A 23,733-nucleotide genomic window follows, 5' to 3' on the forward strand; every position below is an offset into this window, starting at 1 on the left:
ACCATTGCCGCAACCGCAAGCCCCTACTCAGGCGGCAGACATATTCGGCGGCGCCAGTTCGACCAACGGCCAGCGCGGACGAATCTTCACCGCGCGGGCAACCGCCCCACGCTCACCCGCAGCCAGGCGCATCGCACCGGCAAACGCAATCATCGCGCCATTGTCGGTACATAGCGCCGGCTCGGGGTAATGAACCCGCCCGCCGCGCCGGGCGAGCGCGGCGTCGAGCGTCTCACGCAGGCAACGGTTGGCACCGACCCCACCAGCCACGACCAGCGTCTTGAGTCCGACCTTCTTGAGCGCTGCGATCGACTTCGCGCACAGGACCTCCACCACAGCCAACTGGAAGTCGGCAGCCAGATCCGCCATGTAAGCCGGCTGCCAGTCAGCCCCCTGGACGACATTGAGCACGGCCGTCTTCAATCCGCTGAAGCTGAAATCCAGATCGCCCGAATGCAGCATCGGACGCGGCAAACGAAAACGCCCTGACTGCCCCTGCGCTGCGAGCGCGGCAAGCTGCGGCCCGCCCGGATAGCCCAGACCAAGCAATTTTGCAGTCTTGTCGAAGGCCTCGCCCGCGGCGTCATCGACCGACTCCCCCAGCAAGGCGTAGTCACCCACCCCGCGCACGCGCATGAGCTGGGTATGCCCGCCCGACACCAGCAGAGCGACGAATGGAAAGGCCGGCGGATCGGCCGACAACAGCGGCGACAACAGATGCCCTTCGAGGTGATGCACAGGCAAGGCGGGAATCCCGCGCGCAAGCGCAAACGACTCCGCCACGCTGGCACCGACCAGCAGCGCCCCGGCCAATCCGGGCCCTGCGGTATAAGCCACGGCGTCGATATCACCGAGCCCCAGCCCGGCCTGCCTCACGGCCTCCTTCATCAGCAAGGGCAAGCGCCGGATGTGATCGCGCGAGGCGAGCTCGGGCACGACGCCACCATAGGCCGCGTGAAGGTCGATCTGCGAGTGCAGGCAATGCGACAGCAGGCCCGCCTCGGTGTCGTAGATCGCCACACCGGTCTCGTCGCAGGAGGTCTCGATACCGAGCACTTTCATGTCTTGCACCTCAGGGTTCCAGGCCGGCATTCTAACCGCAGTCGACAGCCGATCGAAAAATGCCCCTTGCGACAACGTCCCGAGTCAGTTATATTCGCGGTCTTTCTGCCCACCAGACACCCAAGGAAGTCCGCAATGCCCGGTATCCGCGTCAAGGAAAACGAGCCGTTTGAAGTTGCGATCCGCCGCTTCAAGCGCACCATCGAGAAGACCGGTGTGCTGACCGAACTGCGCTCGCGCGAGTTCTACGAGAAGCCCACCGCCGAGCGCAAGCGCAAGCTGGCCGCCGCAGTGAAGCGCAATCACAAGCGCCTGCGCAGCCAGACGCTGCCGCCGAAGCTGTACTGATTCGTCTCGCACCCGCCCTGCGGGTTGCATGCACGCCGGCCGAAGATCGTCCGATCCTCGCCCGGCGTAGTGCTTTTTCACGTCCGTCGCGACACGGCCACGCGGCCAGGCCTGCACGGACAGACGCCTACGCTCGATGATCCCCCAGTCCTTCGTCCAGGAACTGCTGTCTCGCATCGACATCGTCGACGTCATCGAGCGCTACCTGCCGCTCAAGAAGAGCGGCGCGAACTACTTCGCCTGCTGCCCTTTTCACGGCGAAAAGTCCGCCTCGTTCTCGGTCAGCCCCTCCAAGCAGTTCTATCACTGTTTCGGCTGCGGCGTGCACGGCAGCGCCATCGGCTTCCTGATGGAATACAGCGGGCTCGGCTTCGTCGATGCAGTCAAGGAGCTCGCCAGCCAGGTTGGTCTGCAGGTACCCGACGACGGTCGCAACGCTAACACCCATGACGACGCCAGCGAGCGCCTGTACGAAGCCGTAGCACTGGCCGCACGTTTCTACCGCGACCAGCTCAAGCCTGCGCGCAACGCGGTCGACTACCTGAAGCGCCGAGGCCTGTCGGGCGAGGTTGCCGCACGCTTCGGGCTGGGCTACGCACCCGACGAATGGCAGGCACTGCAGAAGATCTTCCCCGACTACGACGCCAAGACCCTTGCCGATGCCGGACTCGTCATCGACAACGACCAGGGACGGCGATATGACCGCTTTCGCGGTCGCATCATCTTCCCGATCCACGACCGCCGTGGGCGCATCATCGCATTTGGCGGGCGCGTGCTCGACAAGGGCGAGCCCAAGTACCTGAACTCGCCGGAAACGCCGCTGTTCGAGAAGGGCCGCGAACTCTACGGCTTCTTCCTCGCACAAAAGGCCATCCGCGACACTGGCTTCGCCGTGGTGGTCGAGGGCTACATGGACGTCGTCGCCCTGGCCCAGTACGGCATCGAGAACGCGGTCGCCACGCTTGGTACGGCAACCACGCCGCAGCACATCCACACCCTGCTCCGCCAGACCGACCGGGTCGTATTCTGCTTCGATGGCGACGCCGCAGGCCGTCGTGCAGCCTGGCGTGCATTGGAGAACGCGCTCGAATCACTGCGCGACGACGCCACCCTTGCCTTCCTGTTCCTGCCAGCCGAGCACGACCCGGACTCCTTCGTGCGCGCCCATGGCGCAGACAGCTTCCGCACCGCTGCGACCGCGGCCACGCCACTGGCAAGTTTCCTGATCCAGGAGCTTGCCGGCCGCCACCCACTCGACACCGCCGAGGGGCGGGCCGCCTTCGTGCACGAGTCCGCCCCGCTGGTGAACCGGATCGGAGCCCCGCTGCTACGCCTGCAGGTCGTGAAGTCGGTGGCGGAAACAAGCGGACTGACCCAAGCCGAGGTCGAACTGGCGCTGAGCGAACTGGCGGCGCGCACGCCGCGCCGACGCGCCACACCCGACGCACCCCCCAAGGCATCGACCACCACCTCGCCTGACGAGCCGAGCGCTGCACCGCCGCGCCCGCGCCGCAGCCCGCAGCCCACCCAGCGTTCGCGACCGCACGGCCGCCGCAAGCCGCCGTCGACGACGGGAACGCTGCTGCGCCTGGTCCTGCAGCACCCGACCTGGGCCGCTCGCCTGCCCGTGAGCCTGGTACCCGACAGCAGCCCCGAAGGCCTTGCACTGATCGCCATCATCGACATGCTGAGCCTGGGCGAACCCATCCCCGCGGGCGGCCTGGGCGCCCTGATAGAGCGCTTCCGCGACACTCCGCACGCCGAAACCCTCTCCCGCGTCGCGGCGGAACTCGTCGAATCCGAATTTGACGAAGCCGTGGTCGAGACGCTTTTCGAGGACGCATTGCGCAAGCTGCACGCCGACAGCGTCGGCAATGAGATCGCCGCCCTGCTACAAAGAGATCGTGAATCCGGCCTGGACGCCGCCGGACGCCACCGGCTCGGCGAACTGCTGATCGAGAAACGGAACCTCGCCAGCAGCGGCAAAGTCTCAGATTTATAGTACAATTTCGGGTTTCTCATTTTCTTACACCCTCACCTGAGGAGTGCTATGGCACGCGAAAAAGCCAAGGATCCGCGCAAGGACGGCGCCACGAAGGGCCGCCCCTCGAAGGCGAAGGACAAGGCATCACCGGTCGTCGAAAGCCCCGCAGCCACCCCGTTGGATGCGGAGGTGCGGCGCACGCGCCTGAAGACCCTGATCACGCTCGGCAAGGAACGTGGCTACCTCACCTACGCCGAGATCAGCGACCACCTGCCCGACGACGTCGCCGACGCCGAGCAAATCGAAGGCATCATCGCCACGTTCAACAACATGGGCATCCAGGTCTACGACGAGGCTCCGGCCGCGGAAGACCTGCTCATGTCGGACAGCGTCGCGACCAACGTCGACGAGGACGTCGCCGAAGAGGAGGCCGAGCAGGCACTGTCGTCGGTCGACTCCGAGTTCGGCCGCACCACCGACCCGGTGCGCATGTACATGCGCGAGATGGGCACGGTCGAGCTGCTCACCCGCGAGGGCGAAATCGAGATCGCCAAGCGCATCGAGGACGGCCTCAAGCACATGGTGCAGGCCATCTCCGCCTGCCCCACCACGATCGCCGAGATGCTCGAGATCGTCGACCGCATCGCGCGCGATGAAGCCAAGATCGATGAACTCGTCGACGGTCTGATCGACCCCAACGCCAGCAGCGAAGAAGGCGCGGACGACGACGCCGCAGCCAGCGCCGAGGAGGAGGACGAAGACAGCGAAGACGAGGATGGCGCCGACGACAGCGAGGACGAGGAAGACGATGCCGACAGCGCCGAGCGCGCCAACGCCGCCTCGCTGCTCCAGCTCAAGAACGATGCGCTCGCCCGCTTCGACGTCATCCGCGAACTGTATGCCCGCAAGATGACGGTCCTCGACAAGAAGGACTCGCAGGACAAGGCCTACCTCGAGCTCAAGCAGCAGATCTCGGACGAACTGCTCAACATCCGCTTCACCGCCAAGGCCATCGAAAAGCTGTGCGATTCGGTCCGCCACATGGTCGAGCAGGTGCGCAGCCACGAACGCCAGATCCTGCAATTGTGCGTCGACCGCGCCGGCATGCCGCGCCAGCACTTCATCAAGGTCTTCCCCGGCCAGGAAGTGAACCTCGACTGGCTCAAGGACGAGATTGCCTCCGGCAAGAACTACGCCGAAGGCCTGATGCGAATCCACCCGGCGGTGCTCGAGGAGCAGCAGAAGCTCATCGACCTGCAGGACCGGATCGGCATTCCGCTCAAGGAGTTGAAGGACATCAACCGCCAGATGTCCACCGGCGAAGCCAAGATGCGCCGCGCCAAGCGCGAGATGACCGAGGCCAACCTGCGCCTGGTGATCTCGATCGCCAAAAAGTACACCAACCGCGGCCTGCAGTTCCTCGACCTGATCCAGGAAGGCAACATCGGCCTGATGAAGGCGGTGGACAAGTTCGAATACCGCCGCGGCTACAAGTTCTCGACTTATGCGACGTGGTGGATCCGCCAGGCCATCACGCGCTCGATCGCCGACCAGGCACGCACCATCCGCATCCCGGTGCACATGATCGAGACGATCAACAAGATGAACCGCATCAGCCGCCAGATCCTGCAGGAAACCGGGCAGGAACCGGATCCGGCGACGCTGGCCGAGAAGATGGAGATGCCCGAGGAGAAGATCCGCAAGATCATGAAGATCTCCAAGGAGCCGATCTCCATGGAGACGCCGATCGGCGACGACGATGACTCCCACCTGGGTGACTTCATCGAGGACACGGCTACCCTTGCCCCGGCCGAAGCAGCGATGTACTCCGGCTTGCGCGACGCCACCTGCGAGGTGCTCGACTCGCTGACCCAGCGCGAAGCCAAGGTGCTGCGCATGCGCTTCGGCATCGAGATGAACACCGACCACACGCTGGAAGAAGTCGGCAAGCAGTTCGACGTCACCCGCGAACGCATCCGCCAGATCGAAGCCAAGGCGCTGCGCAAGCTGCGTCACCCGAGCCGCTCGGAGAAGCTGCGCAGCTTCCTCGACAGCGACGCGTAGAGGTTCCAGTAGCACCGGGCCTCTAGCTCATGCCTGGTTAGAGCAGCGGACTCATAATCCGTTGGTGCTGGGTTCGACTCCCAGGGGGCCCACCAATCGCATCAAGCACTTACGCCAGCCCTTCGGGGCTGGCGTTTTGCTTTTCGGCGCACCATTGCCTCGTTCGCGCGCAGGGCAAGTGCGCCCGTTCGCAATGCCAGCGCACAGACCTGTCGTCGTAACCGCGAATAATCGACACGAAGGGCCGTGATGTCGAAGGCGTCGACACACCGGTCGGCGCCGACGCGAAAAGCCGTGTCGTAGACGTGACGATGGGGACCGAAGTCCCCACCGGCTTTTCTTTGGTAACAAGGCTCAAGCAGCCTCGGCATAGACCTTAAGCGGCCAGTGCGAAACGCTCATCGTTGGCGTTTATGGATTTGCGCGGATTACGTCCGTCGCCTCTCGGGTTGCCTGCTCACCTTTGCCCGCCCTGTCGAAACCAGTACACCCCCACCCAAACGCACTCCCGAATGCCCTTGGGTGGAGGTGAGGGGAATCGAACCCCTGTCCAGAACGCCTCCAGATTGCCGGGATTACAACCATGACCGTGATGGTACGCAGTTCGGCTCACGCATTCAATGCCTGAGCCCGCTCAATGCCTCACGCTTTTGTAAGCGGATGCCACACCCCGCCCGCAGCACGGCGGACGCGGGAAACACGGGCTCGCGGCCAAACCGCCGCTACGTCGCGCATCGGAAGCCTCACGCAACGCTGGGCCCGGAGGCCGGGAAGAGCGATAATGGCGGACTTCCGACAAAGCGGACACGATTCGATGAAGCGCGTAGATGACTTTCGCCTGCGACTGGGCGCCGATGAACTGGTACCGATCATGGTGGGCGGCATGGGCGTGGACATTTCCACCGCCGACCTCGCGCTCGAAACAGCCCGGCTAGGTGGCGTCGGTCATATTTCGGACGCGATGCTCCCGACCGTGTCCGATCGTCGTTACAACACCAAGTACGTCAAGAACAAGCTGCAGCAGTACAAGTTCAACGTTGCCAACGCCGACAAGTCGGTGGTGCAGTTCGATCTTGGCCTGATTGCCGAAGCCACCGCCACCCATGTCGCGCGCACCATGGAACGCAAGCGCGGACCTGGCATGGTGTTCATCAACTGCATGGAGAAGCTGACCATGAACGCGCCCAAGGACACCCTCCGGGTGCGCCTGCGCACGGCCATGGACCACGGCATCGACGGCATCACCCTGGCGGCGGGCCTGCACCTGGGGTCCTTTGCGCTGATCGAGGACCATCCCCGCTTCAAGGACGTCAAGCTCGGCATCATCGTCAGCTCGCTGCGCGCGCTGCAGCTGTTCCTGAAGAAGAGCGCACGCACTGGCCGCATGCCCGACTACGTAGTGGTCGAGGGGCCGCTCGCCGGCGGCCACCTCGGTTTTGGCATGGACTGGGCGCAATACGACCTTGCTGCCATCGTCGCCGAGATCACCGACTGGCTGCGCGAACAGCAGCTCGACATCCCGCTGATCCCAGCCGGCGGCATCTTCACTGGCACGGACGCAGTGAATTTCCTCGAAGCCGGAGCGAGCGCGGTCCAGGTCGCGACCCGCTTCACCGTAACCAAGGAGTGCGGCCTGCCCGACGAGGTCAAGCAGGACTACTTCAAGGCCAAGGAAGACGAGATCGAGGTGAACCAGATCTCGCCCACCGGCTATCCGATGCGGATGCTCAAGAGTAGTCCGGCAATCGGCTCCGGTATCCGCCCCAACTGTGAGGCTTACGGCTACCTGCTCGACTCCAGCGGCAACTGCCAGTACATCGAGGCCTACAACCGCGAGGTGGCTGCTCACCCGGACGCGAAGAAGGTCAAGGTGTTCGACAAGACCTGTCTGTGCACCCACATGCGCAACTTCGACTGCTGGACCTGTGGTCATTACACCTACAGGCTCAAGGACACGTCCTCGCTGGACGACAATGGAGACTACCGCCTGCTCAGTGCCGAGCACGTCTTCAACGACTATCTCTACAGCACTGACAACAGGGTCGCGCTGCCGGACTGAGCGTACGCGCGGGCAGTCGCCTTGACGATGCCCGCGGTGCGAACTAATTCCTCGGCAGGACGGCTGTGGAGACCAATACTGCCACCATGGACAGTCGCGAATCCGCTCCGATGAAAGTCGTCGTCGTCGACGACACGCCGCTCAACCTTGTGTTGATGGGCAAGCTCGTCGACCGTCTGCCGGGCACGCAGGCCCACACCTTCGAGCGCCCCATCGAGGCGCTGACCTGGTGCCTCGAGAACGAGGCCGACCTGATCATCGTCGACTACATGATGCCGGCGATGGACGGCGTGGAATTCATCCGCCGCATCCGCGCCAACCGCCGCGCCGACGACCTGCCGATCCTGATGGTCACCGCCAGCCACGAGCGCAGCGTGCGCTACGAAGCGCTCGAATGCGGCGCCAACGACTTTCTCACCAAGCCGATCGACGGGCACGAGTTCGAGCCTCGTGTGCGCAACATGCTCAAGTTGCGCGAGGCGCATCTTGCCACCCGCCAGCGCGCCGAGACCCTGGCAGAGGAGGTGCGCAAAGCCACTGCCGAAATCGTAGACCGCGAACGCGAGACGATCACCCGCCTGTCACGCGCCGCCGAGTTCCGCGACCCCGAAACCGGCGCCCACATCCAGCGCATGTCGCACTACTCAGCGCTCATTGCCGAGCGCCTTGGGCACGGCCACGCCTTTGCCCAGGACCTGCTGATGGCAGCACCGATGCACGACGTCGGCAAATTGGGTATCCCCGACACGATCCTGCTCAAGCCGGGGCGGCTGACTACCGATGAATTCGAAGTCATGAAACGCCACCCGCAGATCGGCTACGACATTCTCAAGGAGTCGTCCTCCAGCATCTTGCGCCTGGGCGCCACCATCGCGCTCACTCACCACGAGAAGTTCGACGGCAGCGGCTACCCGCGAGGCCTTGCAGGCGACAGCATCCCCCTCGAAGGGCGCATCGTCGCGGTGGCCGACGTGTTCGACGCACTCACCTCGGAACGCCCCTACAAGCCCGCATGGCCGCTCGCACGAGCGATCGGCCTGTTGCGCGAGGGTCGCGGCAGCCATTTCGACCCCAATTGCGTCGACGTCTTCCTGCAGTCATGGGACGAAGTCCAGCTCATCCGCCAGCGCTTCCAGGACGAGCACGAAAGCGCGGCGGTTGCCTGACCCCCAGCGGGCCCGCAAGAGTCACTCACTCTCAGCTGCGGCGCTCGATCAGCTCGACCTTGTAGCCGTCCGGATCCTCGACGAAGGCGATGACCGTCGTGCCATGCTTCATCGGCCCTGCCTCGCGAACCACCTTGCCGCCGCGCGCACGAATGTCCTCACAGGCCTTGCGCGCATCTTCGACCTCGAGCGCGATGTGGCCATAGGCGTTGCCGAGCTCGTAGCGGTCTACGCCCCAGTTGTGCGTCAGCTCGAGCACCGCGCCGTCCATTTCGTCCTGATAGCCGACGAAGGCGAGCGTGAACTTTCCGTCCGGGTAGTCCTGTCGGCGCAGCAAGCGCATGCCGAGCACTTCGGTGTAGAAGGCAAGGGAGCGATCGAGATCGCCGACGCGCAGCATGGTGTGAAGGATTCGCATGGTTTGTTGTCCTTGTGCTTGGGTTGGGTTCAGTCTTCCTGCATGAGCGGCACCCCCACCGCCGGCGCCTCAGGACCGATGACGGGCAAGGTCGCCGCGGCCCGCCGCAATGCGGCACGCGCCTCGCGCCAGTCCGGATACAGCCGTTCGACGACCGCCCAGAAGCGCGGCGAATGGTTCATCTCGGCCAGGTGAGCCACCTCGTGGGCGACCACATAGTCGATCAGCTCGGGGACGAGGTGTATCAGTCGCCAATGCAGGCGGATGCCGGAGCGCTGGCTACAGCTCCCCCAGCGCGTGCGCGCATTGGACAGTCGCACCGCGGGCACGGCGCGGCCGAGCCTCAGGCAGTACTCCTCGACACGGGCACGATACCAGCCCAGCGCCCGTGCCTGAAGGGCGCGCAGAAGTGCCTTCTGGGCACTGCTGCAGGCGGCCGGCAGCAAAAGCTCCTCGCCACCGTCCTCGCCCACACGCCAGCGCACGCCCCGCCCCGCCACGAGCCGCAAGGTCAGCGGCTTGCCGAGGACGGGAAGTTGCACCCCGTCTGCGATCTCGATGCGCACTTGGGCTGGTGCACCGGCATGCGCCCGCAGCCGGTCGAGCAACCAGCGGCCATGGCCGCGCACGAAGCGCTCGACCTCGCCCAGGGGCATCTGCAATGGTACGGCAACACGCGCACCACGGTGGTCGACCTGCAGCGCCATCGAACGTCGCGCGGAACGTCGCAGCACGAGGGCCACCGGTGTGCCATCGATGACCAGGTGGTAGGCCTGGTGCTGCGACGAAGGCGCCGCGACCGCCGCCAATGCCCCGCTCAAGCCTTGTCTTCCCACTCCACGCCACGCGCATCGAGATCGGCCCTGATGCAGGCCATCGCCTCGGCCACGCGTGCCGCCGTGCCCTTCATGCCGAGCTCGATCGATCGCCGCTGACCCTCCGAGGCGATCGTCGGCAGGCTGAACAGCGTCGCATCGGGGAAGTCCGCGGTGATCCTGCGCATCAGGCCGATGAGCTGGCCCTCATAGGCATCCCACACGGTGACGGCCGCCTCGACATAGTCCTCGGCGTGATGCAGGTGGCCATAGTGCGTGTCCAGCACCCACTCGACCATCGGCCAGGCCATCACCGGAAAGCCCGGGGCGAAGTAATGGCGGCGGATCGAGAACCCGGGAATACGGTTGAAGCTGTTGGGGATGATGTCGCTTCCCACGGGGTACACACCCATCTGCAGACGCTCGGCGGTGATCTCGTCACCGAAGCGGGCGCGAATCTCGCGCTCTGCCTCGGGATGGAGGGCGAGATCCAGCCCGAGCGCCGCAGCGGCGGCCTCACGCGTGCGGTCGTCTGGCGTGGCGCCGATGCCACCGAAGCTGAAAACCACATCGCCGGTGGCGAAGGTCTGGCGCAGGGTGTCGACAAGGCGATCGAGGTCATCTCCCGCGTAACGTGCCCACGACAGCTTGAGCCCGCGCGCGCCGAGCAGTTCGATGAGCTTGGCGAGGTGCTTGTCGCTGCGGCGCCCCGACAGGATCTCGTCACCGATGATGAGTGCGCCAAAGTTCATGACAGCTCCCGCGAACCGGATCCCCGAGCACCTGGCTCGGCATCGAGCACGGTCACGCCGTGCTGCAGCCGATGCTTACGCAGGGTTTCCAGCATGTAATGGACAAAGGCAAGGCCGGCAAAGGCCGGCGCCACCAAGTTGATCACCGGCACATAGGCCAGCAGCGCACTGCCGCCGCCCACCAGCAGCATCTGCGGCCGCCAGTCGGTGCGCAGGCGCTGCATCTCGTCGCGATCGGCATGCAGCATGAGAGCGTCGTAGCCAAACGCACGCTGGTTGAGCCAGCCGGTCAGCACCACCGAGGCGAGCAGGCCGACACCGGGGATCAGCCAGAACGGCAAGGAGACGATCAAGGCCACGAGAAAGAGCACCCCGGCGACGATCGAGTTCCAGGCGCTGCCAAGGTTCGAGCCGCCACGACGCAGCTCGATGTCCGCATAGTCGCTGCGGCCGATGCGCTCGAGCATCAGCGGCAGCGCAATCGTGGCCACCAGCAGTGCCGCTGTCACGTAAATCAGGGGTACGAGGAGCAGCGCAACCGCAAACTTGATCAGCACCAGCATCACCGCCGCCGCTGCCTCGGATGCCGACAGCCAGCTACCGACGAAGGCCCAGCCGCTGACCCAGCCGAACACGCCCTCGGTAACCGGCGTCCACAGCAGCACCGCAAGTACGGACCACAGCACCGTCGCCAGCACGCCCGGCCATACCAGGTGCCAGAAGATGTCCCGCCTCAGCAGGCTGCGGCCAGCGCGGCCGAAGGCAAGCACGATGTCCTTCATGGCTCCTCCACTCAGCGCGGCAGCCCCGGGAAGCCGCCGGGCATCATGCCCTTCATGGCTCGCATCATCTTGCCCATGCCGCCCTTGGAGAACTGCTTCATCACCTTCTGCGTCTGTTCGAACTGGTTGAGCAGGCGGTTGACCTCCTGCACCGTCACACCCGCACCCGCGGCGATACGACGCTTGCGGCTGGCCTTGAGCAGTTCGGGCTTGCTGCGTTCGAGCGGCGTCATCGAGTTGATGATGCCTTCGATGCGGCTGATCGCCTTTTCCTCTGCCCCGCCCTGAAGCTTGTCGGCGGCCGCCGCAAACTGCGCGGGCAGCTTGTCCATCATCGAAGCCAGGCCACCCATCTTGCGCATCTGGGCGATCTGCTCCTTGAAGTCGTTGAGGTCGAAGCCCTTCCCGGTCTTGAGCTTTTGCGCGAAAGCACGGGCCTTTTCTTCGTCGACCCCGCGCCGGGCTTCCTCGACCAGCCCGAGAATGTCGCCCATGCCGAGGATACGGCTGGCCATACGGTCGGGGTGGAAGGGCTCGAGCCCGGAAAGCTTCTCGCCGACACCAGCGAACTTAAGCGGCTTGCCGGTGACGTGGCGCACCGACAGGGCTGCACCGCCGCGCGAATCGCCATCGAGCTTGGTGAGCACGACGCCGGTAAGGGGCAAGGCCTCGTTGAAGGCACGCGCAGTATTGACAGCATCCTGGCCCAGCATGGCGTCGACCACGAACAAGGTCTCGATCGGCGTCACCGCCGCATGCAAGGCCTTGATCTCGGCCATCATCGCCTCATCGACCGCCAGCCGGCCCGCGGTGTCGACGAGGAGGACGTCCATGTGGTGCTTGCGCGCGTGATCGAGCGCGGCAAGCGCAATATCCACCGGCTTCTGCTCGGCCGAAGACGGGAAGAAGCCCACGCCGGCCTGCGCGGCCACGGTCTTCAGCTGCTCGATGGCCGCCGGTCGATAGACGTCCGCCGACACCACCAGCACCTTCTTCTTGTGCTCTTCGTGCAACAGCTTGGCAAGCTTGCCGGTGGTTGTGGTCTTGCCTGCGCCCTGCAGGCCGGCCATCAGCACCACGGCCGGCGGCTGGGTCGACAGGTTCAGGCCCTCGTGGGCCCCGCCCATCAGCGCCTTCAGTTCGTCGTGGACCACGCCCACCAGCGCCTGGCCGGGCGTCAGCGAACCGACGACCTCCTGGCCGACGGCCTTTTCCTTGACGCGGGCGACGAAATCCTTGACCACGGGAAGTGCGACGTCGGCCTCGAGCAGGGCCATGCGCACCTCGCGCATCGCGTCCTGGATGTTGTCTTCGGTCAGGCGGGCCTGGCCGCGCAGCGTCTTGACGACTTTGGACAGGCGTTGAGTGAGATTGTCGAGCATTCTGGGGCAGGCCTTGGGCGCGTGACTTGGAGTAAACTGCAGCTACGTATGCGCACAATTCTACTTCATCTGCTTCCCGCCTCGCTTTATGCCGGCATCGGCGTCCTGTTCTGGCGCCAGTGCATGCTCGGCAAAGCCACCCCCGGCACCCGTCGCGAATGCATGAGCGGTCGAGAACGCGGCCTGCTGCTGCTCGCGCTGCTCGCACACGGCTTCGCCCTGCATGTGGGGATCTTCCCGGGCAACGAGATGCGTTTCGGTTTCGGTGTCGCACTATCGCTGATGGTGTGGCTGGCCGTCTGCTTCTACTGGGTCGAGACCTTGTACACGCGACTCGACGGGCTCCACGCCGTGGTCATGCCGGCGGGCGCGGTGGCCAGCCTGGTGCCGCTAGTCTTCCCCGGCGAGCACGTGCTCACCAACGCGGCATCCCCAGCATTCCGCGCACACTTCGTCGTCGCCATGCTGGCCTACAGCCTGTTTACGCTTGCAGCCTTGCACGCGATGCTGATGGCGGTCGCCGGCCGCCAGTTGCACAACGCACGCTTCAGCCGTCTGCTGTCGGGCTTGCCGCCGCTGCTCACGATGGAGGCCCTGCTGTTCAGGCTCATCAGCATCGCTTTCGTGCTGCTGACGCTGACGCTGGCGAGCGGCGTATTGTTCTCCGAGTCCCTGTTCGGCCAGGCCCTGCGCGTGGATCACAAGACCATCTTCGCGTTCATCTCCTGGCTGCTGTTCGGCAGCCTGCTGGTCGGCCGCCGGCTGTGGGGCTGGCGTGGCCGGATCGCGCTGCGGTGGACGCTCGCTGGCTTCGTGGCCCTCATGCTGGCCTACGTCGGCAGCCGCTTCGTGATCGAGGTCGTACTCAAGAGCCCGTACTGAGCATCAAGGTCGGCCCCAGGTTGACAGCGTCCTAGCCGGCACCAATACTCGGACGCTTTCCACTCCCTTACCGCTCCGTGTCGGATCTCACCCTGACGTTGCAGGCCGCAGCCCTGGTTGTGCTGCTCGTTCTCTCCGGCTGCTTCTCGATGTCCGAGACGGTCATGATGGCAGCCAACCGCTACCGGCTGCGCTCCCTGGCCAGCCAGGGCAACACCGGCGCCACACTGGCGCTTGACCTGCTGGCGAAGACGGACCGCCTGCTAGGCGTCATCCTGCTTTTCAACAACCTGGTAAACACCGCTGCCGCAACACTGGTGAGCGTGATCACGCTCGAGTTGTTCGGCAACGAGCGCTGGGCGCTCGGCGTCGCCACCCTGCTCGTCACCTTCGCCATCCTCGTCTTCGCGGAGATCACGCCCAAGGTCATTGGTGCAACCTACGCCGATCGCCTCGCACCCATCGTGGCCTACCCGCTCGCCGGCCTGCTGCGCGCGTTCTATTTCGTGGTGTGGTTCGTCAACCTGTTCTCCCGCGGTCTGCTATGGACGATACGCCTGCAGCCCAAGGAAGGCGACAACGGCGCGTTATCAATCGATGAACTGCGCGCCATGGTCATCGACTCCGGCCAGTACATACCGCACAAGCACCGCAGCATGCTGGTTAACCTGTTCGACCTCGAGAACATCACGGTCGAGGACGTGATGACGCCGCGCGGCGCCATCGAGGCGATCGACCTCAGTGACCCGGAGGAACAGCTCCGCCGCCAGATTGCCACCAGCTTCCACACCCGCCTCGCGGTGTACGACGGTGACAGCGAGCACGTGATCGGCGTACTCCACCAGCGCCGGTTGCTCAGCGGCACCTTGCAGGACACCTTCTCGGTCGAGCGCATCCGCGAGTTGCTCATCCGTCCCTACTTCGTTCCCGCCGACACCCCACTCTATTCGCAGATCCAGTTCTTCCAGGAAAACCAGCAGCGCCTGGCCTTCGTTGTCGATGAGTATGGCGAGATCCTCGGCCTGATCACCCTGGAGGACATCATCGAGGAACTCATCGGCAAATTCACCACCAGCATCCCTGATGCCGGCAACCGCATGGCCTGGAGCGAGGAAGGCAACGTGCTGGTGGACGGCTCGGCGAACCTGCGCGAGCTCAACCGCCGCCTCGACCTGGCGCTGCCCACTGACGGTCCCAAGACACTCAACGGGCTGATCATCGAGTACCTTCAGGACATCCCGGAAGCCGGCGTATCGATGAAGATTGCCGACACGCCGATCGAGGTCGTGCAGACCCAGGACCGCATGATCCGCACGGCGCGACTGTTCCGCCCCCTCGCTCCGACACAGGCAGAAAGGAACGGACCATGACGCTCGACACCTCGCAAACCTTTACAAGGGCGGGTGCGCGGTGCAACATCCGCCGCACTCCGGACAAGAGCATGGCATGGCGGCAGCGACAAAACCGACCCTGAGCGGGTTCGCCAGGGCACTGATACAGCACGGACATCTGCAGGAAGCAGATGCGCAGGCCTGTTCCTCCCATGCCAACGAGGGCAGCAACGCATTCATCCTCGAGGTCGCCAGCCGCGGCCTGATGAAGTGCGCCGACATGGCGCGTTTTGCGGCCGAGACCTTCGGTTACCCCCTGCTCGACATCGCAGCGGTCGACGCCTCCTCGTACGCACGTGACGCAGTCGATCGCAAGCTGATACAGAAGCACCAGATCGCACCTCTGGCCAAACGCCAGAATCGCCTCACGCTGGCTACCGCCGATCCGTCGAACATGCGGGCGCTTGACGAGATCCGCTTCCAGACCGGAATGCAGCTCGACCTCGTGATCGCCGAGGCCGACAAGCTCAAGCGCGTCATCGATGCGCTGGTCGAATCCGCGGCGGACACGCTGCGCGACCTCACGGGTGAAGCCTTCGACATGGACCTGCTGCAGCAGGACACGCCTGCGCAGCAGCAGCGCGACGAGGACGAGGCCTCAGAGGTCGATGACGCCCCCGTCGTCAAGTTCATCCAGAAGGTCCTGATCGACGCAATCAACGAGGGGGCCTCCGACATCCACTTCGAGCCCTACGAGAAGTTCTATCGCATCCGCGTACGCACCGATGGCATCCTGCGCGACATCGCCCAGCCGCCGTTGGTACTCAAGGAGAAGATCGCTGCCCGCATCAAGGTGATCTCGCGCCTCGACATCTCCGAGCGACGCGTCCCTCAGGACGGCCGCATGAAGCTGGTTTTGTCAAAGAACAAGGCCATCGACTTTCGCGTATCGACCCTGCCGACACTGCATGGCGAGAAGATCGTCATGCGCATCCTCGACCCGAGCTCGGCGATGCTCGGCATCGATGCGCTCGGCTACGAGCCCGACCAGCGCAAGGCGCTGCTCGCAGCGGTCGAGCGCCCCTACGGCATGATCCTCGTCACCGGCCCGACGGGCTCGGGCAAGACCGTGTCGCTCTACACCTGCCTCAACCTGCTCAACAAGCCGGGCGTGAATATCTCCACGGCAGAGGACCCGGCCGAAATCAACCTGCCCGGCATCAACCAGGTCAACGTCAACGAGAAGGCGGGGCTCACCTTTTCGGTCGCACTCAGGGCCTTCCTGCGCCAGGATCCCGATATCATCATGGTCGGTGAAATTCGCGACCTCGAGACCGCGGAGATCTCGATCAAGGCGGCGCAGACCGGCCACCTGGTGATGTCGACCCTGCACACGAACGACGCCCCCACCACGCTCGAGCGACTCAAGAACATGGGCGTGGCGCCGTTCAACATTGCATCGTCGGTGATCCTCATCACGGCACAGCGCCTCGCGCGCCGGCTATGCTCGTGCAAGAAGGCCGCGGACATTCCCTTCGAGGCGCTCATCGAGGCGGGATTCAGCGCCGAGGAACTGGACGGCAGCTGGCAACCCATGGGGCCGGTCGGTTGCGACCGCTGCAAGGGCAGTGGCTACAAGGGGCGCCTGGGCATCTACCAGGTCATGCCGATCAGCGAGGAGATCGCCCACATCATCATGACCGGCGGCAACTCGATGGACATCGCGGCGCAGGCGGAACGCGAAGGCGTGCGCGACCTGCGCAAGTCCGGGCTTCTCAAGGTCAAGCAGGGTATAACCTCGCTCGAAGAAGTCCTGGCGACGACCAACGAATAGAACAAGGACATCCGATCTCATGGCCACAGCAAGCCGGGCACCACGTGCCAAGGGTCCCAAGGAAGACCTGTACACCTGGGAGGGCAAGGACAAGACTGGCAAGGTCGTTCGCGGCGAGATCCGTGCCAACGGCGACGCCATGGTCCAGGCGATGCTGCGCCGCCAGGGCATCCAGGTCAGCAAGGTCAAGAAGCAGAAGATGTCTCGTGGTGGCCGCATCAGCGACAAGGACATCGCGCTCTTCACCCGCCAGCTCGCCACCATGATGAAGTCCGGCGTACCGCTGCTGCAGGCCTTCGATATCGGCATGAAGGGTTCGGCCAACCCGGCGCTTTCGCGCCTGCTCAACGATATCCGCAACGACGTCGAGACCGGCTCCAACCTGTCGCAGGCTTTTGCCAAGCACCCTCAGCATTTCGACAAGCTGTTCTGCAATCTCGTCGCCGCTGGCGAACAGGCGGGCATCCTCGACTCCCTGCTCGACCGCATCGCGACCTACAAGGAAAAGATTCTCGCCATCAAGAGCAAGATCAAGTCGGCGCTGTTCTACCCCGCTGCGGTGGTCGTGGTTGCCGGCCTGGTGATCTCGATCATGATGCTGTTCGTCATTCCCGAGTTCAAGAACGTGTTCGCCGGTTTCGGTGCAGACCTGCCGGCGCCAACGGAGATGGTGATCGCGATCTCGGATGCCTTCGTTGCCTACTGGTATCTCATCTTTGGCGGCCTGTTCGCAGCCATTGCGGCGATCGCCTGGAGCTACAAACGCTCGACGGCCATGCAGATCGCACTGGACAAGGCCATTTTGCGCTTCCCGGTGATCGGCCCCATCATCCGCAAGGCAACGGTCGCACGCTGGACGCGCACGCTGTCGACCATGTTCGCCGCGGGGGTGCCGCTTGTCGAGGCGCTCGATTCGGTGGGCGGCGCCTCGGGCAACCATGTGTATCTGGTTGCGACGCGCGAGATCCAGGCCGAGGTCAGCAGCGGCACCAGCCTGACCATTGCCATGCAGAACGCCGAGGTCTTCCCAACGATGGTGGTCCAGATGGTGTCGATCGGCGAAGAGTCAGGCCAGCTCGATTCGATGCTGAGCAAGGTCGCCGACTTTTTCGAACAGGAGGTGGACGACGCCGTCGCCGGCCTGTCGCAACTGCTCGAACCGTTGATCATGGTATTCCTGGGCACGGTGATCGGCGGCCTGGTGGTCGCGATGTACCTGCCCATCTTCAAGATCGGCGCGGTGGTCGGCTAGATGGAGGCCCTGCTGCAAGACCCGCTCGTATTCGCAGGCCTCGCTGCACTGCTGGGCCTGTTCGTGGGCAGCTTCCTCAACGTCGTCATCCACCGCCTGCCAAAGATGATGGAGCGCGACTGGCATGCCCAGGCGGCGGAATTACGCGGGGAGGCGGCCACTGAAGGCGAGCGCTTCAACCTCGCGACGCCGCGCTCGCGCTGCCCTCATTGCGGCCACCAGATCAGCGCACTCGAGAACATCCCCGTGGTCAGCTACGTCCTGCTGCGTGGCCGCTGCCGACACTGCGGCGCCGGCATCAGCAAGCGCTACCCCATCGTGGAGGCCTGTACGGCGCTGCTGTCGGGCTATGCGGCATGGCACTTCGGATTCGGACTCGCCGCGCTGGGCGCCCTGCTCTTCGTCTGGGCAATGGTCGCGCTCACCTTCATCGACCTCGACACCCAGCTTCTTCCCGACGACATCACACTGCCCCTGCTCTGGCTCGGCCTGGCCTTCAACCTCGCCGGCACCTACACCGAGCTTGCCGATGCCGTGGTGGGCGCCATGGCGGGCTACCTGGTGCTGTGGTCGGTGTTCTGGCTGTTCAAGCTCGCCACGGGCAAGGAGGGCATGGGCTATGGCGACTTCAAGCTGCTCGGCGCGATCGGTGCCTGGCTCGGCTGGCAGGTACTGCCTCTGACCATCCTGCTCTCCTCCCTGGTCGGCGCGGCGGTAGGTATCGTGCTCATCCTGTTCGCCCGCCACGGCCGCAACGTCCCCATCCCTTTCGGCCCCTACCTGGCAGCCGCAGGGCTGATCGCCCTGTTCTGGGGCGAACGGCTCACCAGCCACTATCTGGGTCTGCTCTGAGGCGTCCGCGGCGCGCTTGAAAGACACTGCGGGCACCCCCATATCAACAGCGCGCTGCGGCTTACCCGGCGCGCTTTTTCCTTATGCTGCATTGCGTTAGACTTGCGCACTTGTTTTCGGGAGCTCGTCATGCCCATCTACGAATACCGTTGTCCGAGCTGTGGTTTCCAGAAGGAACACCTGCAGAAAATGAGCGATCAACCGCTGAGCACCTGCCCGTCCTGCGGCAGCCAGGGCTATGCCAAACTGCTCTCCGCAGCCGGCTTCCAGCTCAAGGGTTCGGGCTGGTACGCCACCGACTTCAAGGGCGGCAGCACCGCCCCGGCAGCGACATCCGCGACCGAAACCCCCGCCGCACCGGCCTGTGCCGGCGGTGGCTGCGCCTGCCACTGAGCGCACGCGCTCAAGACAGCGGGATCGATACGGTCACGACGTGAAAAAATACTTCATCACCGGGCTGCTGATCTGGATCCCGCTAGCAATCACCTTCATGGTGCTGGCCTGGATCGTCAGCACCCTCGACGCAATCCTGCTCTGGCTGCCCAACGGCTTCCAGCCGCGTGACTACATGGGCTTCGACGTCCCCGGCGTCGGCGTGGTCGCGAGCCTGCTGATCGTGTTCCTCACCGGACTGGTGGCTGCCAACGTGCTCGGCCAGAAGCTGGTCAAGCTGTGGGAGGCGCTGCTCGCCCGCATCCCGGTGGTGAAGTCGATCTACTACAGCGTCAAACAAGTCTCCGATACGCTGTTTTCCAGCAGCGGCCAGGCCTTCCGCAAGGCCTTGCTGGTGCAGTACCCGCGCCAGGGCGCATGGACGATCGCCTTCCTGACCGGCCAGCCCGGCGGCGATGCGGCCAGGCACCTGGTCGGAGACTACGTCAGCGTCTATGTTCCAACCACGCCCAACCCGACTTCGGGCTTCTTCCTGATGATGCCGCGCGCCGACGTCATCGAGCTCGACATGAGCGTGGATGAAGCGCTCAAGTACATCATCTCCATGGGGGTGGTCGCACCGCCGCCGCGCAGGCCGCAGACGCGTGCCGCCCTGCTCAACGAATGATGAGCGCGGGATAGGCCCGCCCCCCCGAAGCGAACACAAGCCATTGAATCGAAGCGGCGCCCTGCGCCGCACAACCTGCCCGGAATCTTCACATGCGAACTCACTACTGCGGCAAAGTCACCGCTGCCGAACTCGACCAGATCGTCACCATCTGCGGTTGGGTGCATCGCCGCCGCGACCACGGCGGCGTGATCTTCATCGACCTGCGCGACCGCGAGGGCCTGGTTCAGGTCGTGTGCGACCCCGACCGCGCCGACATGTTCAAGACTGCCGAATCGGTGCGCAGCGAGTTCGTCCTCAAGATGAGCGGCAAGGTACGTCGCCGCCCGGCCGGCACCGAGAACGCCAACCTCACTTCGGGCGAGATCGAGGTGCTGTGCCACGACATCGAGGTGCTCAACGCCGCGGCCACGCCGCCTTTCCAGGTCGATGACGACAACCTGTCCGAAACGGTGCGCCTGACCAACCGCGTCATCGACCTGCGCCGCCCGCAGATGCAGAAGAACCTGATGCTGCGCTACAAGACCACGATGGCCTTCCGCCGCTTCCTCGACGCAGCCGGCTTCATCGACGTCGAGACGCCGATGCTCACCAAGAGCACGCCGGAAGGCGCACGCGACTACCTCGTACCGTCGCGGGTGCACCCGGGCCAGTTCTTCGCCCTGCCGCAGTCGCCGCAGCTCTTCAAGCAGTTGCTGATGGTGGCCGGTTACGACCGCTACTACCAGATCGTCAAGTGCTTCCGCGACGAGGACCTGCGCGCCGATCGCCAGCCCGAGTTCACCCAGGTCGACCTCGAGACGTCCTTCATGGACGAGCACGAGATCACCGCCCTGGTAGAAGAGATGATCCGCTTCGTGTTCAAGGAAGCGATGGCGGTCGAGCTGCCCGCGCCCTTCCCGCGCATGACCTATGCCGAGGCGATGCGCCGTTACGGCTCCGACAAGCCCGACCTGCGCGTGACGCTCGAGCTCACCGACGTCACCGACGCGGTGCAGGACGTCGCCTTCAAGGTCTTCAGCGGCCCCGCCACCTCGGGCGGCCGCGTCGCGGCCATGCGTGTTCCCGGCGGCAACAGCCTCACCCGCGGCGAAATCGACGAGTACACCAAGTTCGTCGGCATCTACGGCGCCCGCGGCCTGGCCTACATCAAGGTCAACGACGTCACCCAGCCCAACGAGCAGGGCCTGCAGTCACCGATCGTCAAGAACCTGCACGAGACCGCGCTGCGTACCATCCTCGAGCGCACCGGTGCGCAGTCGGGCGACCTCATCTTCTTTGGCGCCGACAAGACCAAGGTGGTCAACGACGCCATGGGTGCGCTGCGCATCAAGCTCGGCCACGAGAAGGCTTATGTGACGGGCGAAGCCTGGTGCCCGCTGTGGGTGGTCGACTTCCCGATGTTCGAGTACGACGAGGACGACAAGCGCTGGACCGCCTGCCACCACCCCTTCACCAGCCCGAAGGACGAGCACATCGACCTGCTCGAGTCCAACCCTGGCGAGTGCCTGGCCAAGGCCTACGACCTCGCGTTGAACGGCTGGGAAATCGGCGGTGGCTCGGTGCGTATCCACCGCGCCGACGTGCAGGCGCGCGTGTTCGAGGCGCTCAACATCGGCGCCGAGGAGCAGCAGGCCAAATTCGGCTTCCTGCTCGACGCGCTCAAGTACGGCGCGCCCCCGCACGGCGGGCTGGCCTTCGGCCTCGACCGTATCGTCACCATGATGACCGGCGCCGAATCCATCCGCGACGTGATCGCCTTCCCCAAGACCCAGCGCGCCCAGTGCCTGCTCACCGACGCGCCGAGCAGCGTGGACGAGAAGCAGCTGCGCGAACTGCACATCCGCCTGCGCCAGAAGGTGCAGACCGATGTCGAGATCAGCCGCGACTGAGACGACAGGCCGCAACAGCACCACCGCAAGCCCCTGCGGCGAGGAAGTCCCCGATTTCCCGCCGCAGGGGCTTCAGCCTTTGCGTCGGCTGCCGTAATCTATGGTCATTGCACGCTCAATCGTGCCTTTGACCGCGAGACCGAGCACCCCATGCTGCTGCCCCACGAGATCGATGTTCTCGTCGTCGAGAGCCAGGCGACGATGCGCACGCAGCTGCGCACGATGCTGAACTCCATTGGCGTCGAATCACCGCAATTCGCCGTGTCGGCGACGATGGCGATGCGCAAGCTGCGCGAGCAGCGCTTCGACCTCATCCTGTGCGAGTACAACCTGGGCGACGGCCAGGATGGACAGCACCTGCTCGAAGACCTGCGCCAGCACGAGATCATCCCGCTCGACACCTTGTTCGTGATGATCACCGGAGAGCGCAACTACGAGCGCGTCACAAGCGCCTGCGAGCTGCTACCCAACGACTACATCCTCAAGCCGCTGAACGCGGAGACGCTTCGCGTGCGGCTGCTGCGCGCACTCGAAAAACGCGATGCCTTCCTGCCCGCGTGGCAACTGATGCGTATCGGCGACCCGGTGGGCGCAATCGAATACTGCCGCATCGCGCGCGACGAACATCCGACGCTTCTGGTGGATTTCATGCGACTGGAGGCAGAGCTGCACGCCAGCATCGGCCAGGTCGCGGAGGCCGAATCGCGCTACCGCGAGATCCTGTCTGCACGCAGCATCCCCTGGGCGGTGCTCGGCCTCGCCCGCATGCTGCTGCTCAGGAAGGCCTACATCGAGGCCGAGCACGTGCTCGACGAGGTTCTCGCCCGTCACGAGCGCTTCATCGAGGCCTACGAACTGCTCGCGCGCCTCTACGAGGAAACCGGCCGTCCGGAACAAGCCTGCACGACCCTCGAGAAGGCGACCAGCCTGTCGCCCTACCGCAGCCGCCGCCTGCGCCAGTTGGGTACCCTTGCACTATCGACCGGTGATGCGGCAAGCGCGGAGCGCAACCTGGCCGAGGTCGTTCAGCGCGGCAAGTACTCGGAGTTCCGCGACCCCGAGGATCACATCCGCCTGCTCCAGGCCCAGCTCGCACAGCAGAAGGTGGATGATGCACGCAGCACGCTGAACGACCTCGAACGCAACATGGGCAGGCAGGCCAAGGGCGAGCTGTGCGCCGCCGTTGGCAACGCCCTGCTGCACGCGCACCAGCAGGACAAGGCCGCCGCCCGCCAGGCGATGGTCAGCGCCCTGCGCCACGGCGACCGTATTCGCGAACTGTCGGTCGCACTGCGCCAGGATCTGATCAGTTCCTGCCTCGACCAGCAGCTCGACGACCAGGGCAGCGCCCTGCTCGCCGACCTGATGCGCACCTCGGCCGATGATCGCACGCTCGAGACGACGCGCGCGGCCTTGAAGGCACGTGGCCTCGACCAGCTCTCCCGTGAAATCGAGGCTCAGATACAGGCCGAGGTGAAGTCGCTTGTCACCACGGGCGCAGAAAAAGCCCACGCTGGTGATTACGAAGGCGCGGTGAGCGAGATGATGAACGCCGCCCGCAAGATGCCGGGCAATCCGCATGTGCTGTTCAATGCCGCCCTCGCGCTACTGCGCCACATCGAGCACCGCGGCTGGAATGATGCATTCGCCGTCCAGGCCCGCAACCTCATTCAGCGTGCCCAGCGCCTGTCCCCCGCGAATCCGCGCCTAGCGGCCATCACCGCCTTCATGCACGAACTGATCAAGCGCTACGGCATCCGCCCCGAGCGCGTGATGCAGAAGACGCGCACCGCCTGAC

Annotated in this window: 20 protein-coding genes, 1 tRNA gene and 1 other RNA gene; 15 read left to right on the forward strand and 7 right to left on the reverse strand. The window is 64.8% G+C overall.

The window, feature by feature from the left end:
* Positions 1-27: 27 nt before the first annotated feature.
* Positions 28-1,062, reverse strand: coding sequence for a tRNA (adenosine(37)-N6)-threonylcarbamoyltransferase complex transferase subunit TsaD (gene tsaD, locus LQF09_RS14535; RefSeq protein ID WP_002924643.1), 1,035 nt, complete (start codon positions 1,060-1,062; stop codon positions 28-30).
* A gap of 135 nt (positions 1,063-1,197) precedes the next feature.
* Between tsaD and rpsU the strand changes: the two genes are divergently transcribed.
* From rpsU to LQF09_RS14555, 4 genes are all read left to right on the forward strand, one after another.
* On the forward strand, positions 1,198-1,410 hold the full coding sequence (rpsU, locus tag LQF09_RS14540; RefSeq protein ID WP_002924646.1) for a 30S ribosomal protein S21: 213 nt from the start codon (positions 1,198-1,200) through the stop codon (positions 1,408-1,410).
* A 136-nt stretch (positions 1,411-1,546) separates the two neighbouring features.
* Complete coding sequence (dnaG, locus tag LQF09_RS14545) at positions 1,547-3,412, forward strand: DNA primase (protein WP_002924648.1); 1,866 nt, start codon at positions 1,547-1,549, stop codon at positions 3,410-3,412.
* Positions 3,413-3,460: 48 nt separating this feature from the next.
* Entirely contained in the window at positions 3,461-5,458 is a 1,998-nt protein-coding gene (rpoD, locus tag LQF09_RS14550) for an RNA polymerase sigma factor RpoD (protein WP_002924650.1), read from the forward strand.
* Positions 5,459-5,474: 16 nt separating this feature from the next.
* Positions 5,475-5,553, forward strand: a tRNA-Ile gene (locus LQF09_RS14555).
* 211 nt (positions 5,554-5,764) lie between these two features.
* Here the strand turns inward: LQF09_RS14555 and ssrA are convergent.
* Positions 5,765-6,092, reverse strand: a transfer-messenger RNA (tmRNA) gene (ssrA, locus tag LQF09_RS14560).
* A gap of 180 nt (positions 6,093-6,272) precedes the next feature.
* On the opposite strand from ssrA, the gene LQF09_RS14565 reads away from it, so the two are divergent.
* A complete protein-coding gene (locus LQF09_RS14565) occupies positions 6,273-7,517 on the forward strand; it encodes a nitronate monooxygenase (protein ID WP_270068298.1) in 1,245 nt (414 codons plus the stop codon).
* 86 nt (positions 7,518-7,603) lie between these two features.
* Positions 7,604-8,683 (forward strand): HD domain-containing phosphohydrolase, encoded by a 1,080-nt coding sequence (locus LQF09_RS14570; RefSeq protein WP_002942966.1) that lies wholly within the window; start codon positions 7,604-7,606, stop codon positions 8,681-8,683.
* A 31-nt stretch (positions 8,684-8,714) separates the two neighbouring features.
* Here the strand turns inward: LQF09_RS14570 and gloA are convergent, their stop codons facing one another.
* The 5 genes from gloA to ffh are packed head-to-tail and all read right to left on the reverse strand — an operon-like array spanning position 8,715 to position 12,832.
* Positions 8,715-9,101: a lactoylglutathione lyase gene (gene gloA / locus LQF09_RS14575; RefSeq protein ID WP_002924655.1), complete on the reverse strand. Its 387-nt coding sequence runs from the start codon at positions 9,099-9,101 to the stop codon at positions 8,715-8,717.
* A gap of 29 nt (positions 9,102-9,130) precedes the next feature.
* Complete coding sequence (locus tag LQF09_RS14580; protein WP_002924657.1) at positions 9,131-9,910, reverse strand: M48 family metallopeptidase; 780 nt, start codon at positions 9,908-9,910, stop codon at positions 9,131-9,133.
* 8 nt (positions 9,911-9,918) lie between these two features.
* Positions 9,919-10,668 carry a competence/damage-inducible protein A gene (locus LQF09_RS14585; protein WP_002924659.1) on the reverse strand — a complete coding sequence of 250 codons (750 nt, stop codon included), beginning with the start codon at positions 10,666-10,668 and terminating at the stop codon, positions 9,919-9,921.
* Positions 10,665-11,450, reverse strand: coding sequence for an EI24 domain-containing protein (locus tag LQF09_RS14590; RefSeq protein ID WP_002924661.1), 786 nt, complete (start codon positions 11,448-11,450; stop codon positions 10,665-10,667). The genes LQF09_RS14585 and LQF09_RS14590 overlap by 4 nt, the downstream gene beginning before the upstream one ends.
* An 11-nt stretch (positions 11,451-11,461) precedes the next feature.
* Positions 11,462-12,832: a signal recognition particle protein gene (gene ffh, locus LQF09_RS14595; protein WP_002924663.1), complete on the reverse strand. Its 1,371-nt coding sequence runs from the start codon at positions 12,830-12,832 to the stop codon at positions 11,462-11,464.
* Between the two features lie 48 nt (positions 12,833-12,880).
* On the opposite strand from ffh, the gene LQF09_RS14600 reads away from it, so the two are divergent.
* The 9 genes from LQF09_RS14600 to LQF09_RS14640 all read left to right on the forward strand — a co-directional run bounded on the left by LQF09_RS14600 (position 12,881) and on the right by LQF09_RS14640 (position 23,732).
* Complete coding sequence (locus LQF09_RS14600) at positions 12,881-13,714, forward strand: cytochrome C assembly family protein (protein ID WP_002924665.1); 834 nt, start codon at positions 12,881-12,883, stop codon at positions 13,712-13,714.
* 77 nt (positions 13,715-13,791) lie between these two features.
* Positions 13,792-15,084 carry an HlyC/CorC family transporter gene (locus tag LQF09_RS14605; RefSeq protein WP_270068299.1) on the forward strand — a complete coding sequence of 431 codons (1,293 nt, stop codon included), beginning with the start codon at positions 13,792-13,794 and terminating at the stop codon, positions 15,082-15,084.
* Between the two features lie 76 nt (positions 15,085-15,160).
* Positions 15,161-16,879 (forward strand): type IV-A pilus assembly ATPase PilB, encoded by a 1,719-nt coding sequence (gene pilB / locus LQF09_RS14610; protein ID WP_002942984.1) that lies wholly within the window; start codon positions 15,161-15,163, stop codon positions 16,877-16,879.
* A gap of 19 nt (positions 16,880-16,898) precedes the next feature.
* Positions 16,899-18,131 (forward strand): type II secretion system F family protein, encoded by a 1,233-nt coding sequence (locus LQF09_RS14615; protein WP_002942986.1) that lies wholly within the window; start codon positions 16,899-16,901, stop codon positions 18,129-18,131.
* Positions 18,132-18,983: a prepilin peptidase gene (locus tag LQF09_RS14620; protein WP_002942988.1), complete on the forward strand. Its 852-nt coding sequence runs from the start codon at positions 18,132-18,134 to the stop codon at positions 18,981-18,983.
* Between the two features lie 129 nt (positions 18,984-19,112).
* Positions 19,113-19,376, forward strand: a complete 264-nt coding sequence (locus tag LQF09_RS14625) for an FmdB family zinc ribbon protein (protein WP_002942990.1) — start codon at positions 19,113-19,115, stop codon at positions 19,374-19,376.
* A gap of 40 nt (positions 19,377-19,416) precedes the next feature.
* Complete coding sequence (locus LQF09_RS14630) at positions 19,417-20,043, forward strand: DUF502 domain-containing protein (protein WP_270068300.1); 627 nt, start codon at positions 19,417-19,419, stop codon at positions 20,041-20,043.
* Positions 20,044-20,135: 92 nt separating this feature from the next.
* Positions 20,136-21,935 (forward strand): aspartate--tRNA ligase, encoded by a 1,800-nt coding sequence (gene aspS, locus LQF09_RS14635; protein WP_002924681.1) that lies wholly within the window; start codon positions 20,136-20,138, stop codon positions 21,933-21,935.
* 150 nt (positions 21,936-22,085) lie between these two features.
* On the forward strand, positions 22,086-23,732 hold the full coding sequence (locus tag LQF09_RS14640; RefSeq protein WP_270068301.1) for a tetratricopeptide repeat-containing response regulator: 1,647 nt from the start codon (positions 22,086-22,088) through the stop codon (positions 23,730-23,732).
* Position 23,733 lies beyond the last annotated feature (1 nt).

Origin of the sequence: Thauera sp. WB-2 (assembly GCF_027594845.1) — a bacterium.
Taxonomy (GTDB): Bacteria; Pseudomonadota; Gammaproteobacteria; order Burkholderiales; family Rhodocyclaceae; genus Thauera; species Thauera mechernichensis.

Excerpts from the sequence above, each read along its gene's own strand:
- tsaD (WP_002924643.1), bottom strand. The coding sequence starts at position 1,062 with ATGAAAGTGCTCGGTATCGAGACCTCCTGCGACGAGACCGGTGTGGCG.
- rpsU (WP_002924646.1), top strand. The coding sequence starts at position 1,198 with ATGCCCGGTATCCGCGTCAAGGAAAACGAGCCGTTTGAAGTTGCGATC.
- dnaG (WP_002924648.1), top strand. The coding sequence starts at position 1,547 with ATGATCCCCCAGTCCTTCGTCCAGGAACTGCTGTCTCGCATCGACATC.
- rpoD (WP_002924650.1), top strand. The coding sequence starts at position 3,461 with ATGGCACGCGAAAAAGCCAAGGATCCGCGCAAGGACGGCGCCACGAAG.
- LQF09_RS14565 (WP_270068298.1), top strand. The coding sequence starts at position 6,273 with ATGAAGCGCGTAGATGACTTTCGCCTGCGACTGGGCGCCGATGAACTG.
- LQF09_RS14570 (WP_002942966.1), top strand. The coding sequence starts at position 7,604 with ATGGACAGTCGCGAATCCGCTCCGATGAAAGTCGTCGTCGTCGACGAC.
- gloA (WP_002924655.1), bottom strand. The coding sequence starts at position 9,101 with ATGCGAATCCTTCACACCATGCTGCGCGTCGGCGATCTCGATCGCTCC.
- LQF09_RS14585 (WP_002924659.1), bottom strand. The coding sequence starts at position 10,668 with ATGAACTTTGGCGCACTCATCATCGGTGACGAGATCCTGTCGGGGCGC.
- LQF09_RS14590 (WP_002924661.1), bottom strand. The coding sequence starts at position 11,450 with ATGAAGGACATCGTGCTTGCCTTCGGCCGCGCTGGCCGCAGCCTGCTG.
- ffh (WP_002924663.1), bottom strand. The coding sequence starts at position 12,832 with ATGCTCGACAATCTCACTCAACGCCTGTCCAAAGTCGTCAAGACGCTG.
- LQF09_RS14600 (WP_002924665.1), top strand. The coding sequence starts at position 12,881 with ATGCGCACAATTCTACTTCATCTGCTTCCCGCCTCGCTTTATGCCGGC.
- pilB (WP_002942984.1), top strand. The coding sequence starts at position 15,161 with ATGGCGGCAGCGACAAAACCGACCCTGAGCGGGTTCGCCAGGGCACTG.
- LQF09_RS14615 (WP_002942986.1), top strand. The coding sequence starts at position 16,899 with ATGGCCACAGCAAGCCGGGCACCACGTGCCAAGGGTCCCAAGGAAGAC.
- LQF09_RS14620 (WP_002942988.1), top strand. The coding sequence starts at position 18,132 with ATGGAGGCCCTGCTGCAAGACCCGCTCGTATTCGCAGGCCTCGCTGCA.
- LQF09_RS14625 (WP_002942990.1), top strand. The coding sequence starts at position 19,113 with ATGCCCATCTACGAATACCGTTGTCCGAGCTGTGGTTTCCAGAAGGAA.
- aspS (WP_002924681.1), top strand. The coding sequence starts at position 20,136 with ATGCGAACTCACTACTGCGGCAAAGTCACCGCTGCCGAACTCGACCAG.
- LQF09_RS14640 (WP_270068301.1), top strand. The coding sequence starts at position 22,086 with ATGCTGCTGCCCCACGAGATCGATGTTCTCGTCGTCGAGAGCCAGGCG.